Source organism: Streptomyces sp. NPDC043996, assembly GCF_056435225.1.
Window position 1 is genome coordinate 290,191 of record NZ_JBWKEY010000014.1, and the last position, 13,034, is coordinate 303,224.

11 protein-coding genes and 1 pseudogene are annotated in these 13,034 nt (G+C 73.5%); 6 read left to right on the forward strand and 6 right to left on the reverse strand.

What is annotated here, in order from left to right; all coding sequences use genetic code 11:
• Nucleotides 1-87 precede the first annotated feature (87 nt).
• From AC07A4_RS32525 to AC07A4_RS32535, 3 genes are all read left to right on the forward strand, one after another.
• Nucleotides 88-1,662 (forward strand): MDR family MFS transporter, encoded by a 1,575-nt coding sequence (locus AC07A4_RS32525; RefSeq protein WP_478605621.1) that lies wholly within the window; start codon nucleotides 88-90, stop codon nucleotides 1,660-1,662.
• Nucleotides 1,663-1,845: 183 nt separating this feature from the next.
• Nucleotides 1,846-2,289, forward strand: a complete 444-nt coding sequence (locus AC07A4_RS32530) for a helix-turn-helix transcriptional regulator (protein ID WP_478605623.1) — start codon at nucleotides 1,846-1,848, stop codon at nucleotides 2,287-2,289.
• 104 nt (nucleotides 2,290-2,393) lie between these two features.
• Nucleotides 2,394-2,837 (forward strand): VOC family protein, encoded by a 444-nt coding sequence (locus tag AC07A4_RS32535; protein WP_478605624.1) that lies wholly within the window; start codon nucleotides 2,394-2,396, stop codon nucleotides 2,835-2,837.
• A gap of 19 nt (nucleotides 2,838-2,856) precedes the next feature.
• Here the strand turns inward: AC07A4_RS32535 and cseC are convergent, their stop codons facing one another.
• The 5 genes from cseC to AC07A4_RS32560 form a co-directional block, all read right to left on the reverse strand.
• Nucleotides 2,857-4,290 (reverse strand): two-component system sensor histidine kinase CseC, encoded by a 1,434-nt coding sequence (cseC, locus tag AC07A4_RS32540; protein WP_478605710.1) that lies wholly within the window; start codon nucleotides 4,288-4,290, stop codon nucleotides 2,857-2,859.
• A 137-nt stretch (nucleotides 4,291-4,427) separates the two neighbouring features.
• Nucleotides 4,428-5,141 carry a two-component system response regulator CseB gene (gene cseB, locus AC07A4_RS32545; RefSeq protein WP_478605626.1) on the reverse strand — a complete coding sequence of 238 codons (714 nt, stop codon included), beginning with the start codon at nucleotides 5,139-5,141 and terminating at the stop codon, nucleotides 4,428-4,430.
• 79 nt (nucleotides 5,142-5,220) lie between these two features.
• Nucleotides 5,221-5,808: a hypothetical protein gene (locus AC07A4_RS32550; protein ID WP_478605627.1), complete on the reverse strand. Its 588-nt coding sequence runs from the start codon at nucleotides 5,806-5,808 to the stop codon at nucleotides 5,221-5,223.
• 86 nt (nucleotides 5,809-5,894) lie between these two features.
• A complete protein-coding gene (locus tag AC07A4_RS32555; RefSeq protein WP_478605630.1) occupies nucleotides 5,895-6,452 on the reverse strand; it encodes a SigE family RNA polymerase sigma factor in 558 nt (185 codons plus the stop codon).
• A 280-nt stretch (nucleotides 6,453-6,732) separates the two neighbouring features.
• Nucleotides 6,733-7,665, reverse strand: a complete 933-nt coding sequence (locus tag AC07A4_RS32560; protein WP_478605632.1) for an HhH-GPD family protein — start codon at nucleotides 7,663-7,665, stop codon at nucleotides 6,733-6,735.
• A 311-nt stretch (nucleotides 7,666-7,976) separates the two neighbouring features.
• Here AC07A4_RS32560 and AC07A4_RS32565 point away from each other — a divergent pair, with 311 nt between their 5' ends.
• Nucleotides 7,977-9,602 (forward strand): sensor histidine kinase, encoded by a 1,626-nt coding sequence (locus AC07A4_RS32565; protein ID WP_478605634.1) that lies wholly within the window; start codon nucleotides 7,977-7,979, stop codon nucleotides 9,600-9,602.
• Nucleotides 9,599-10,285, forward strand: a complete 687-nt coding sequence (locus AC07A4_RS32570) for a response regulator transcription factor (RefSeq protein ID WP_478605636.1) — start codon at nucleotides 9,599-9,601, stop codon at nucleotides 10,283-10,285. The genes AC07A4_RS32565 and AC07A4_RS32570 overlap by 4 nt, the downstream gene beginning before the upstream one ends.
• 387 nt (nucleotides 10,286-10,672) lie before the next feature.
• Here AC07A4_RS32570 and AC07A4_RS32575 read toward each other — a convergent pair.
• Nucleotides 10,673-11,308, reverse strand: a pseudogene (locus AC07A4_RS32575) (phosphatase PAP2 family protein); the annotation flags it as partial.
• A 196-nt stretch (nucleotides 11,309-11,504) separates the two neighbouring features.
• Here AC07A4_RS32575 and AC07A4_RS32580 point away from each other — a divergent pair.
• Complete coding sequence (locus AC07A4_RS32580; protein ID WP_478605637.1) at nucleotides 11,505-12,332, forward strand: hypothetical protein; 828 nt, start codon at nucleotides 11,505-11,507, stop codon at nucleotides 12,330-12,332.
• Nucleotides 12,333-13,034 lie beyond the last annotated feature (702 nt).

Sequence of the window (13,034 nt, forward strand, 5' to 3'; positions counted from 1 at the left end):
CGGCTAGTTAGGGGTCTACCTTCCCTCAGTGTAGCCAACTTGCCGGGCGGCAAGTAAGTGGTCGGGGAGTGGGGAGCGGGGAGCGTCATGGCGAGTGCGGTAGCGGTTAAGACGGGCAGTGAAGAGAAGGCGCAGGTGGCGGAGGGGCCACCCCAGCGCAGCGTGCGCGTGGTGATCTTCGCGCTGATGGTCGCGATCCTCCTCGCGATGCTCGACAACATGATCGTGAGCCCCGCGATGCCGACGATCGTCGGTGACCTCGGCGGCCTGGAGCACCTGTCGTGGGTCGTCACCGGATACACCCTCGCGACCGCCGCCTCCACTCCGATCTGGGGCAAGCTCGGCGACCTGTACGGACGCAAGGGCGCCTTCCTCGCCTCCATCGTGATCTTCCTGGTCGGCTCCGCGCTCAGCGGCCTGGCCCAGGACATGGGGCAGCTCATCGCCTTCCGCGCGGTCCAGGGGCTCGGCGCGGGCGGCCTGATGGTCGGCGTCATGGCGATCATCGGCGAGCTGGTGCCGCCCCGTGAGCGCGGCAAGTACATGGGCATGATGACCGGCGTCATGGCCGTCGCGATGATCGGAGGACCGCTCGTCGGCGGCACCCTCACCGACCACCTCGGCTGGCGCTGGGCCTTCTACATCAACCTGCCGCTCGGCGTCGTCGCCCTGTTCATGGTGAGCGCCGTCCTGCACCTGCCGAAGAAGCAGGGCGGCGGCCGCATCGACTACCTGGGTGCGGCCCTGCTCACCGTCGGCATCACCTCCTTCGTCCTCGTGACCACCTGGGGCGGCACCGAGTACGCCTGGGGCTCGGTCGTGATCATGGAGCTCATCGGGCTCGGCGCCGCCGCGCTCGTCGGCTTCTACTTCGTCCAGCGCAAGACCGCCGAGCCGCTGATGCCGTTGCGGATCTTCCGCAGCCGCAACTTCACGCTGATGTCGGTGATCAGCTTCCTGACCGGCTTCGTGATGTTCGGCGCGATGCTCTTCCTGCCGCTGTACCAGCAGTCCGTACAGGGAGCATCGGCCACCAACTCCGGCCTGCTGCTCATGCCGATGCTGCTCGCCATGATGGCCGTCTCGAACGTCGCGGGCCGCGTCACCACCGCCACCGGCAAGTACAAGGTCTTCCCCGTGGCGGGAAGCGTCCTGATGGCCGTGGGCCTCTTCCTGCTCGCCCAGATGGACACCGAGACCTCCCGACTGACCTCCGGGATCTACATGGCGGTCCTCGGCGCGGGCATGGGCTGCCTGATGCAGATCACCATGCTCGTCGCGCAGAACAGCGTCGAGATGAAGGACATGGGCGTCGCGTCCTCCTCGGCCACGCTGTTCCGCACGCTCGGCTCGTCCTTCGGCGTCGCCGTCATGGGCGCGCTGTTCAACAGCCGGGTGCAGGACGAGATGGCCGAGCGGGCCGGTGCCGCGGGCGGCAAGGTCACCGAGCAGTCCGCGCAGCTCGACGCGGCGAGCCTCGCCAAGCTGCCGGACGCGGTGCGCGAGGCCTACCAGCACGCCGTCTCGTCCGGGACGCACGCCGCGTTCGTGCTCGGCTCCGTGATGGCGGTGGCCGCCCTGCTCACCGCGGTGTTCGTGCGGGAGACGCCGCTTCGGGGGGCCGCCCCCGCCGACAAGAAGGCGGCGCCCGCCGACGCATAGGCCGGCCGGGAGCGCGGACGGGGACTCCGCGCGCGGGGCGGGAGCGACGGCCCCAGCGGCCGTCCGAGCGGACGCCCCGCACCCCGGCCCACCACGGCCCCCGGCGCGATCGTGCCGGGGGCCGTCGCCGTCCCCGGGTCCGCCGGGGGGCCGTTGTCAGTGGCGCGTGCCAGCATCGGAACCGTGGAGAAACTCCGGCAGCTGCGCCTGGCCAAGGACGCGATGGACCGCGACTGGGCCGACCCCGGGCTCGACCTGGCCGCGGTGGCGGCGTGCGCGGGGTATTCACGCTTCCACTTCCTGCGCGCCTTCAAGGAGGCGTACGGCGAGACGCCGGGCCAGTATCTGTCACGGCGCCGCATCGAGCGGGCCGAGGACATGCTGCGCTCGGCGGACCTCGCCGTCACGGAGGTGTGCGTCCTGGTCGGCTTCACCAGCCTCGGCACGTTCTCGACGACCTTCAAGCGCCACACGGGCCTCACCCCCAGCGAGTACCGCCGCAAGCACGTCGGCCGGGGCGCCGCGCTCATACCGGGGTGTTACGCGCTGCTGTGGGCCGGAGCCTTCCCGGGCCGCGCCGGGCAGGGGCCGGACACCCCGGGCCGCGGCGAGCACGGCAATTCTTGAGAAGCGGAGCCCCGGAGCACCTGCTTACGGTGGCCGGGCCGGCGGCGAACCCCCGCTGACACATCCCCCGTACCGCTGACACATCCCCCGTACAGGAGCACACCATGATCAAGGGACTCTCCATCTCCACCCTCTGGGTCCTCGACCAGGACCGGGCCAAGGAGTTCTACACGGAGAAGCTGGGCCTGGAGGTCCGCACGGACATGACCCTGGGCGAGGGCGGCATGCGCTTCCTCACCGTGGGGGCCAAGGACCAGCCCGAGGTGATGCTGGCCCTGATGGTGCCGGGCGGCGCGGGCATGGACGCCGAGTCGGCCGAGGCGCTGCGCAGGCTGGTCAGCAAGGGCGTGCTCGGCGCGGCCCTGCACACGGACGACATCCACGGGGACTACGAGAAGCTCAAGGCCCGCGGCGTCGACTTCCTCCAGGAGCCCCAGGAACGCCCGTACGGCACCGAGGCGATCTTCCGTGACGACTCGGGGAACTGGTTCTCGTTCACCCAGGAGCGCGAGGGCGGCCTCGACCTGGACAAGGACTGGGGCTGCTGACCCCGCCGCCCGCCCCGGCTCACATGTGGTCGGGCAGCTGGAGCATCGGGTAGCTCCCGGTGTTCGTCGGCGCGTGCTCCGGCAGCCACAGGACCGCCACGGCGCCCTCGGCGGGCTCGTCGGCCGAGGCGCCCGGCGGGCGCACGTTGCGGAAGGTGAGGCGGGCGCCGAGGACCCGCGCCTGGCCCGCGGCGATGGTCAGGCCGAGGCCGTGGCCGCGGCCCGCGCGGTCCGCGGAGCCGGTGCGGAAGCGGCTCGGCCCCTCGGCGAGCAGCGCCTCAGGGAAGCCGGGGCCGTGGTCGCGCACGCGCACGACGCGGCCCTCGACGCTGACCTCGATGGGCGGCTCGCCGTGCTTGGCGGCGTTGGTGACGAGGTTGTACAGGATGCGCTCCAGGCGGCGCGGGTCGGTGGTGACCTCCGACTCGTGCACGACCGCCACCGTCACCTCGGTGGCCAGCAGGCCCATGCGCCGGGTCACGAACTCGCCGAGCATGATGTCCTGCAGCTCGGCCCGCTCGGAGGCGGAGTCGAGCCGGGCCACTTCGAGCACGTCCTCGACGAGCGTGCGCATCGCCTGCGCGCGGTCCTTGACCAGCTCGGTGGGGCGCCCCGGCGGCAGCAGCTCGGCCGCCGTGAGCAGCCCGGTCACCGGGGTGCGCAGCTCGTGCGCGATGTCGGCGGTCACCCGGCGCTCGGCCTCGAGGCGCTGCTTGAGGGCGTCCGCCATGGCGTCCACGGCCTGCGCGAGGTCGTCTGTCTCGTCCCGCACGACGCCGCCGATGGCCTCCCGCACGGTCACGTCGGTCTGGCCCAGGGCGACCTCGCCCGCGGCCGTCGCCGCCTTGCGCAGCCGGCGGGCGATCTGGCCGCCGATGAGCACACCGATCGCGCAGCCGCCGAAGACGACCGAGATGGAGCCGATCACGAGGGCCTGGTCCAGGTCCTTCATGATCGCGGTGCTGCGGTCGGTGAAGCGGGTGTGCACCGAAAGGACGTGCCCGTTGGTGAGCGGCACGGCGGCCCAGATGTCGGGCACGCCGTCGCGGTGCTCCTGCACGAAGGTGGCGCGGCGCCCGGAGAGGACCTTGCGGCGCAGCTCCTTCGGCATCTCCGGGTCGTCGATCTTGGTGCCGTACAGGGAGCTGGTGGAGCCGCGCGTCTCGTAGTTGCGCTGGGCGATCTGGACGCGCTCGTCCTGGAGGTCGCGCGCGTTGTCGAGCATGGAGACGCGCGCGGCGTTGTGCACGACGAGGCTGAGCGCGATCGCGATCAGCGCGCCGACCAGGCCGATGGCGGCGGCGATCTTCCAGCGCACGCCGGTGCGGAGCCGCGATCCGGCCAGTGCGGAAAGGCGCTCCCGCAGCCGCGCGAACCACCCGCCGTCCGGCCCCCCGGGCCCGCCCGGCCAGGCGTCCTCGTCGCGCCCGGCGGACCGGGCCGCCGTGCTCATGCCCCGGCGCATCGCCGCCCCCTGTCCTGCCGTCCGAACGCCGTAGGGCGCCTGTGCCCGGACCGCGCCCCGGGCCGCGACGGCGGCGTCCCGTACGTCCGCGCGGCCAGCGCCTGGTGTTCCCGCATGCCGCAAGCTCACGCCTTGAGCTTGTAGCCGAAGCCGCGGACCGTCTCGATGCGGTCCTGGCCGACCTTGGTGCGCAGGCGCTGCACGTGCACGTCGACGACGCGCGTGTCGCCGCCCCAGCCGTAGTCCCACACGCGCTCCAGGAGCTTGTCGCGGGACAGGACGGTGCCCGGCGCGGCGGAGAACTCCAGGAGCAGGCGCATCTCCGTCGGGGTGAGGGCGACGGTCTGGCCGCCGCGGCGGACCTCCATGCCCTCCGTGTCGATCTCCAGGTCGCCGAAGGTCAGCACGCCGCCGTCGGTGCCGCCCCGCTCCTGCTCGGCGGCCGCGGCCGAGCCCGCGCCGCTGGCGTGCCCGAAGCGGCGGAGCACGGCACGGATGCGGGCGACCAGGACCGCGCCGTCGAAGGGCTTGGTCACGTAGTCATCGGCGCCCGCCTCCAGGCCGAGGACGACGTCGATGGAGTCCGCCCGCGCCGACAGCATGATCACCGGGACGGTGGACTCCTCGCGGATGCGGCGGCACAGCGACACGCCGTCCATGCCGGGCACCATCACGTCGAGCAGGGCGATGTCGGGCTGGTTCGCCCGGAACGCGTCGAGGCCCGCCAGGCCGTCGGGCATGGCGGTGACCACGAAGCCGTCGCGCTCCAGGGCGAGCTGCGTGGCCTCGCGGATGACGTCGTCGTCCTCGACGAACAGGACATGGGTGTGTTCTGCCATCGGGTGCTCTCAGTTCCGGTTCTCAGTCGGGGCAGGGTCTGCGGGTCTGTGGATCTGTGGATCTGTGGATCTGCGGGTGTTACTTGTCGCTCGGTGTGGCCGGTTCGCTGCCCACAGCGTTGCTGTAGTCGTTGCGCACGCGGCCCCGCTCGGTGAAGCGGTCCGTCGACCAGCGGTACGTGATGACGTCCTCGCCCGTGGGGTCGTCCACGGAGCCGTCCTCGCCGTACAGCTGCTTGCTGACGACCAGGGCGCCACGGTCTATCTCGGCGTAGACGGGAGGCTGCTCGTCGGCGAAGACATTCTCGTACTTCTTGCCGTCGGGGCGATACACGTAACTGCCGATGCCCACGGCGTCACCACAGGTCAGGACGTTTACGACGACATCGGACGAGGCTGCTCCGGTCAGGTTGCCGTAGGAGACGTCCACCGGGTACTCGTCCTCGACGCAGGGCTTCAGATCGCGCTTCACGGCGAGGCTGACCTTCGGGTCCCGCTTGAGGAGCTTGACCGCGTCGACGTTCTTCGGTGCCGGTGACGGCGAGCCGGACGGGGACGCGGAGGCCACCGCTCCGGTGCGGGCGGGGCCCTCGTCTCGGGTGCCGGAGCCGCCCGTGGAGCAACCGGAGAGCACGAGCAAAAGGCCGAGGGCGGCGAGCACGGCCACCGCCGCACTCCCCGCCTTCCGCCTCTCACCCGCAGTTGTCGTACGTCCCGGCCGACCGGCTAGGCCGGATCGGCTGGCCCGGGGACTCAGGCCGCGCAACGCTCCCGCTCCTCACGTCCGAACGCGCGCGCAGCGGACCCTGCCGACTCATCGGCGGCACGGCTCTCCAGCTCCTGACGGAGCCGGGCGAGCGCCCGGTGCAGCGTGCTCTTGACCGTACCGGCCGACATGCCAAGCGCGGCGGCCGTCTCCTCCGTGGACATCTGCTCCCAGTGTCGCAGCACCACGACGCTGCGCTGCTTGGGGGCGAGCACCTTCATGATGTCCATCAGCAGGGCACGGTCCGCGTGCTGCTCGGTGGCGTCGTCCACGCAGGCGTCCGGCAGCTGCTCGGTCGGCACCTCTTCGAGCTTGCGGGCACGCCACCACTCGGTCCGCGTGTTGATCATGACGCGGCGCAGATAGGCGTCCGCGAGGCGCTTGTCGGCTATGCCGTCCCAGCGGCCGTACGTCCGCACGAGCGCCGTCTGCAGCAGGTCCTGCGCGTCGACCGGGTCCGGAACGAGCCGCCGGGCGCTGCGCAGCAGGGCGTCCTGCCGAGTGCGGACGTACTCTTCGAACTCGAGCACCTCGCCGTGCGCCATTCCCAACCGCCTCCGTTCCGTTCGTCCCCGGTTCGCTGACCGCGATCCCTTGTGTCTGTGCGGTACGGGAATGAAGCTACGGAGGCCGTGTCACGGCGTTGTGCGGAGCAGCCAGCGGCGGACGCACGGCTGTACGTCGGTTGTGTAACAGAAGTAGGCGAGCCGTAAACCCGCAGTTGAGTGTGGGTACTAATGCCCGTTTTGCCGCCGTGGGTTTGTTACGCGGGAGCTGACAGGGCCCTTCGCCGCCCGCCGCATCGGACTTCGCCGCCCTTGGCCGTCAGGTCAGCGGCAGCCGGTAGAAGCCGTCCGGCAGCGGCTCCACGAGGCCGTCGTCGACGAGGCCGTCGAGCGCGCGGGCCCGCTGCACCGGCTCGTCCCACACCCGGTCGAGCGCGGCCTGCGGCACCGGCGTCACGGCCTCGCGCAGCACGGCAAGGAGTTTGCCGCGCACCTGGCGGTCCGTACCGGCGTACGTCTGGCCGCGGCGCGCGGGGCCGTCGTGCGCGGGCTTGTCCGCCCCCAGCCAGGCGCAGTGCGCGGCGATCGGGCAGCGCGAGCAGTCCTCGTTCTTGGCGGTGCACACCAGCGCGCCCAGCTCCATGGACGCGGCGGCCCAGCGCGCGGCGGTCGCCTCGTCCTCGGGCAGCAGCGCGCGGGCCAGCTTGCGCTCGGCGGCGGTGGTCGCGTTCGGCGGGTACTGCACCCCGGCCACGGCCCGCGCGAACACGCGCCGCACATTGGTGTCGAGCACCGCGTGCCGCTGGCCGTACGCGAAGGACGCCACGGCCGCCGCGGTGTACTCGCCGATGCCGGGCAGCGCGAGCAGCTGCGCGTGGGCCGCCGGTACGTCGCCGCCGTGCCGCTCCGTTATGGCGACGGCCGCGCCGTGCAGGCGCAGCGCCCGGCGCGGATAGCCGAGCCGCCCCCAGGCGCGCACGGCCTCGCCGGGCGCCTCCTTGGCCAGGTCGGCCGGGCGCGGCCAGCGGGCGAGCCACTGCTCGTACACGGGCAGGACACGGCTCACGGGCGTCTGCTGGAGCATGAACTCGCTGACCATGACCCCCCAGGGCCCGGCGTCCGGACGGCGCCACGGCAGGTCGCGCGCGTGCGCCTCGAACCAGGCGATCACGGGGGAGTGGAGGTCGGCGGGGAGGGGGCGGGCTGCGGCGGTGCCGTCGGATACGCGGTCGGAGGCGAGTGCGGTCGGCATGCCCACGATCCTGCCACGCGCAGGGCGTGACCGGTTCCCGCCGCTCCGCGACGGGGTTGTCGCGCTGCGCGCTCGTCCTCGAACGCCGGACGGGCTTGATTGCCGCGCTGCGCGCTTGTCCTTAATCGCCGGACGGGCTTGGTTACCGCGCTGCGCGCTTGTCCTCAATCGCCGGACGGGCTTGATGGGCTGTGCTCTCGTCCTTGGGTGCTGGACGGGCTTGATGGGCCGTGTGTTCGTCCTTGGGTGCGGTGCTGGTCCCTGACGATCGGCAGATTTCGGGGTGGGGCGGGGGGAAGTAGCGTCAGAGGGTGAGATCCCGACGCCGCGTGGACGCCCTGCTCTGGCTGGCCCTGGCCGTTCCCGCGGCCAGTGCCGACGCCATCGGTCTGAACGAACCGCGTACGGTGTGGCAGCAGCTCGCGGGTCTTGCCGCGCTCGCGGCCGCCGCGGCGGTCTGGCGGCGGCGCCCCGCGCTGGCGTTCCTGCTCGCCGCCGCCCCCGGCGAGGCCACCGCGCCGTCGCTGTTCACGGTCTCGTACGGCATGGCGCTCGCGGCGTTCGCGTTCCTGCTCGGCAGGCACGGTCCGCGGGCCCGGCCCGCCCTGGCCGCGTTCGCCGCGGTCGCGGTGGCGGGCACCGCCAAGGTGGCCGTGCGGGACGTCGACCCGGTCGTCGAGTGGCTGGTCCTGATGGGCACGCTGCTGTTCGGCGCGGTCTTCCCCTGGCTCGCGGGCCGCTATCTGCGGCAGAGCCGGGCGCTGACCGCGGCGGCGCTCGCGCGGGCCGACCAGCTGGAGCGCGAGCAGCGCATCGTCGCCGACCGCGCCCGGCTGCGCGAGCGGGCCCGGATCGCCCAGGACATGCACGACTCGCTCGGCCATGAGCTGAGCCTGATCGCGGTGCGCGCGGGCGCCCTGCAGCTGGCCGCCGACCTGCCCGAGCACCACCGCGCGGCGGCCTCGGACCTGCGCGCGGCCGCCGCCGACGCCACGGACCGACTGCGTGCGGTGATCGGCCTGCTGCGGGACGAGGGCGACGAACCCGCGCCGCTGGCCCCGCCCGGCGAGACGGTGGAGCAACTGGTCGCGCGGGCGGCGGAGTCCGGCCTTGAGGTGCGCTACCTCGAAGGCGGGGCGGGCGAGGCCGGGTCCCGGGAGGACCCGGCGGCGGACCGGCTCGCCCACCGCGTGGTGCAGGAGGCCCTGACCAACGCGGCCAAGTACGCGCCGGGAGCCCCCGTCACCGTGGGCGCGACCCGCGCCCGGGGCCGTACGACGATCACCGTCACCAACGGGCCATCCCGGCAGCCGGGTTCGCCCTCCGGCGGCGGCTCCGGACTCGCTGACCTGCGGACGCGCCTGGCCGCGCTCGGCGGCTCGCTGGAGGCGGGGCCGCACGGCGGCGGCTTCCGGGTGCGGGCGGGCATACCCGCCGACGCGACGGAGGCCGCCGCCCTCGCGGGCCCGGCGGACGAAGCTGAGGGGGCGCGACTGGGGGCGCCCGCGCCGCCGGGCGGCGCCTCCGGCCACCTCGCCCACGCCCGCCGTCGTACCGTCCTCGCCTTCGGGGCCGCCGCCGCGACCGGCGCGGTGCTCGTCGCGGGGAGCTTCGGCTGGTACGCGTACACGAAGACGCACTCCGTCCTGAAGCCCGCCGACTTCGCCGCGCTGCGCGTCGGCGCGCCGCAGGCGGAGGTCGCCGCCGTGCTGCCCGAGCGGAGCGTCGCCGACCCGCCCGTGGAGCGGGCGCCCGTCCCGCCGCCGCGGGGCGCGGACTGCCGCTACTACCGCGCGGACGGGCAGCTGTTCACCTCGTCCACGCACTTCAGGCTCTGCTTCGAGAACGGGAAGCTCGTGGACAAGACCGTGATCCCCAAGGCGGGGACCGGGAGCGAGGCGCGCGCACAGACGCGCGGGAAAGGAGGGGCCCGGTGATCCGCGTCCTGCTGGCCGACGACGAGGCGATGATCCGCGCCGGGGTGCGCGCCATCCTCGCCGCGGGCGAGGGCATCGAGGTCGTCGCGGAGGCCGCCGACGGCCGCGCGGCGATCGAACTGGCCCAGGCGCACCGCCCGGACGTGGCGCTCCTGGACATCCGCATGCCCCGCCTCGACGGCCTCGCCGCGGGCGAGGAGATCGTACGGACGCTGCCGGGCACGGCGGTCGCGATGCTGACGACGTTCTCCGAGGACGCCTACGTCGCGCGGGCGCTCGGCGGCGGCGCGACCGGGTTCCTGCTGAAGTCGGGCGACCCGCACGAACTCATCGCGGGCGTGCGGGCGGTGGCGGGCGGCGCCGCGTTCCTGTCGCCGAAGGTGGCCCGGCACGTCATCGACGGGCTCGGGGCGCGCCGCATCGGCCGCGAGGCGCGGTCCCGCCAGCGGGTGGCCGCCCTGACCCCGCGCGAGCGGGAGGTCCTCGGCCTGGTGGGGGCGGGTCTCTCCAACCCGGAGATCGCCGCGCGCCTGCACCTCGTGGAGGGCACGGTCAAGGCGTACGTGAGCGCGGTCCTCGACCGGCTCGAGGTCAAGAACCGCGTTCAGGCGGCGATCGTCGCCTACGAGGCGGGCCTCGTCGCGGACGACGGCGCCCCGTCGACACCGGGCACGCCGCGCTGAACTCCGGCTTCAGGGGCGGTGGGTCGGGGGCTGCTGGTAGTCGCCGTATGTGGTGTCGTACTCGCCGTGTCCGGTATGTTCGCCGTGCCGGTTATGTCCGCTGTGGCCGTCGTAGTGGGGCTGCTGGGACTGCTGGGACTGCTGGGGGATGTACGGGGCGGCGTGCGGGTCGCCGTACGACTGGCCCGGGTAGGGCTGGTGCTGGTCCTGGTACCCGTGCTGGCCGTGGTAGCCGTGGTCCTGGTACCCCTGTCCCTGGTACGTCTGCCGCTGGTAGGCCTGCTGTCCCTGGTACGTCTGCCCCTGGTGCGCGGAGTCGTCGTACGGGGCCTGGGTGCCGTACTGGTACGAGGGTGCCGCGGCCTGCGGGGCGTACGGTGCCCGGTCCGGCTCCGGGGTGCGCGCCGCGGGCGCGGCCGGGCCGGAGCCCGCGAACCAGGTGACGAGCGCCGCGCGCGACCCCCGCATCGTCTCGGTGATCCGCGCCACGGGGCGCGCGGCGAGGCGTACCGCGAGGAACGCGACGGCCGCGCCGAGGAGCAGTCCGACGCCCACGTCGTGCGGGTAGTGGACGCCCACGAACACCCGCGAGAAGGCCATGAGCACCGCCATCGGCAGCGTCAGGGCGGCGATGCGGGGCCAGGCGAGCGCGAGGCCCACGGCGGCGGCGCCCGCGATCGTGGAGTGGTTGCTGGGGAAGGACCAGTCGCCGTGCGGGGGGCACTCGACGAGCGGCGTCAGCGCGCCCTTCACGGCCCGGCACGGCCGCTCCTCGTCGATCAGGGACTTCACCGACTCACTGATCACATAGGCGAGCGCGGTGCCCAGGGGCGCCAGGACCGCCACGGCGAACGCCCGCGAGTCGCCGCTCCGGGCCCGCCACCAGGCCACGACGAACAGCGCGCCGAACAGCAGCAGGCCCAGTTCCGTCCACACCTCGGCAAGATGCTGCACCCACGTCGGGGTGTCGTGGGCGAACTCGGTGATGTCGAGGTAAAGGCCGGAGGAATCCATGGTGTCCATGATTACGGACCGTACGGAGGGATTCCGAATCGTCACATCCAGCGATGGACCGATATCGGACCTGACGAAAGACAGGGACGGAGGTCAAGCGCGGGGCGGGCCAGGTGGCCGGAACCATGATGATGATCCGCAAAAGTTGTGACCTGAGGCGGCGGGTGGGGCCAGACAACGCGCGGTTCTCTCGTAAGGTTTGGGCGTGGGATCTCTGCGCAATCCGATCGGTCCGCTTCCCTCCTCCATCTACTGGCGCCGGAGGGCCATCCTGGTGTCCGTGGTGGCGCTCCTCGCGCTCCTCGTCGTCTGGGCACTCGTCTCGGGCGGGGGCGGCGGGAAGAACGGCGCTGACGGGCCGTCGGGCAACGGCCCCGCGACGTCCATCACGCCCGGCCCCACCGGCACGGGCCCCGCGATCAGCGAACACCCGGGCGGCCGCGACGAGTCGGAGGGCTCCGACGACTCCGGTGGCTCCGGCGGTTCGGGCGGCTCCGGTGACTCCGGTGGCTCGGACTCCGGCGGCTCGGGCGAGGACTCCGGCGGCTCCGGGGGCGGCGCGGGCTCCGACGACGGCGCCAAGGGTGGCGGCGGCTCCGGCAACCGGCTGCCCGCGGGCTCGACGCTGGCCAACTGCGCGCCCGGCACGGTGAAGTTGAAGCTGCGCAGTGTGCGGAACGAGTACGAGGTCGGGCAGAAGCCGAAGCTGGAGCTGACCGCCGTGAACAAGGGCGGCAAGGCCTGCAAGGTCGATCTCGGCGCCAAGGGAACGGTCCTGACGATCACTCAGTCCGATACGGGTGACGAGATCTGGTCCTCGGACGACTGCCCGGCGGCGGCCGTGACGAGCCTGCTCTTCCGGGTGCCGGCGGGCGGGCAGATCACGCACGCCGTGCAGTGGGACCGCAAGCCCAGCGCTCCGCAGTGCGCTACGCCGCCGGCGGGGGGTGCGAAGCCCGGCACGTATCTGGTCGAGGCCAAGTCCCCGACCCTGGGCGCGCCCCGGGCCTCCTTCCTCCTCCTGGCCGACTAGCCCCACCACGGGCTCCGCCCCGGGGCGGCCGTGGTGGGGGTGCCCGCCTCTGGACTGGCCCCTGGATGCGCGCCCCCGCCTTCGCCTCAGGCTTCCCCACCCACCCGCCCGTACCTCCGCAGCGACCCGGCGCCCCTTCCCCCGCACTCCAGCCTCCGCGCCCCCTTCCCCGCCGCTCCGCGGCGGTGCTGCCCACCCGCCCGCCCGTGGCTCCGCAGCGACCCGGCGCCCCTCCCTGCGCACCCCAGCCTCCGCGCCCCCTTCCCCGCCGCTCCGCGGCGGTGCTGCCCACCCACCCGCCCGTGACTCCGCAGCGACCCGGCACCCCTTCCCCCGCACCCCAGCCTCCGCGCCCCCCTTCCTCGCCACTCCGCGCCGGACCACCCACCCGTGACGCCCCGGCGACCGGGGCGACCAGGCACACCACACCCCCCAACCCCCAACCCCCACCCCACGATGCGCTCGCCGCTGGGTCACGGGTGGGTGGGCGGGAGTACCCGCCGCGAAGCGGCGGAGGACGGCCCGACAAGCGGCACCCCCGAAGGAAGCCCGGCCGCACACCCGCGCGCGGCGGAGGGCGGCGCGGCCCCGCCAGGGCGCGACCCCGCCGGAGCGCGGTGCGCTAAGCGGCAGCCTCGGCGAGAGCGCGCCCGCAGGGCTGTGTGCGCCGGAGGGCGCCGGGGCGAGCGGTGGGGAAGGGGC

What these genes read in the sequence shown, in the direction of transcription:
- AC07A4_RS32525 (WP_478605621.1), top strand. Translation starts at nt 88, where the DNA reads ATGGCGAGTGCGGTAGCGGTTAAGACGGGCAGTGAAGAGAAGGCGCAG.
- cseC (WP_478605710.1), bottom strand. Translation starts at nt 4,290, where the DNA reads ATGAGCACGGCGGCCCGGTCCGCCGGGCGCGACGAGGACGCCTGGCCG.
- cseB (WP_478605626.1), bottom strand. Translation starts at nt 5,141, where the DNA reads ATGGCAGAACACACCCATGTCCTGTTCGTCGAGGACGACGACGTCATC.
- AC07A4_RS32555 (WP_478605630.1), bottom strand. Translation starts at nt 6,452, where the DNA reads ATGGCGCACGGCGAGGTGCTCGAGTTCGAAGAGTACGTCCGCACTCGG.
- AC07A4_RS32560 (WP_478605632.1), bottom strand. Translation starts at nt 7,665, where the DNA reads ATGCCGACCGCACTCGCCTCCGACCGCGTATCCGACGGCACCGCCGCA.
- AC07A4_RS32535 (WP_478605624.1), top strand. Translation starts at nt 2,394, where the DNA reads ATGATCAAGGGACTCTCCATCTCCACCCTCTGGGTCCTCGACCAGGAC.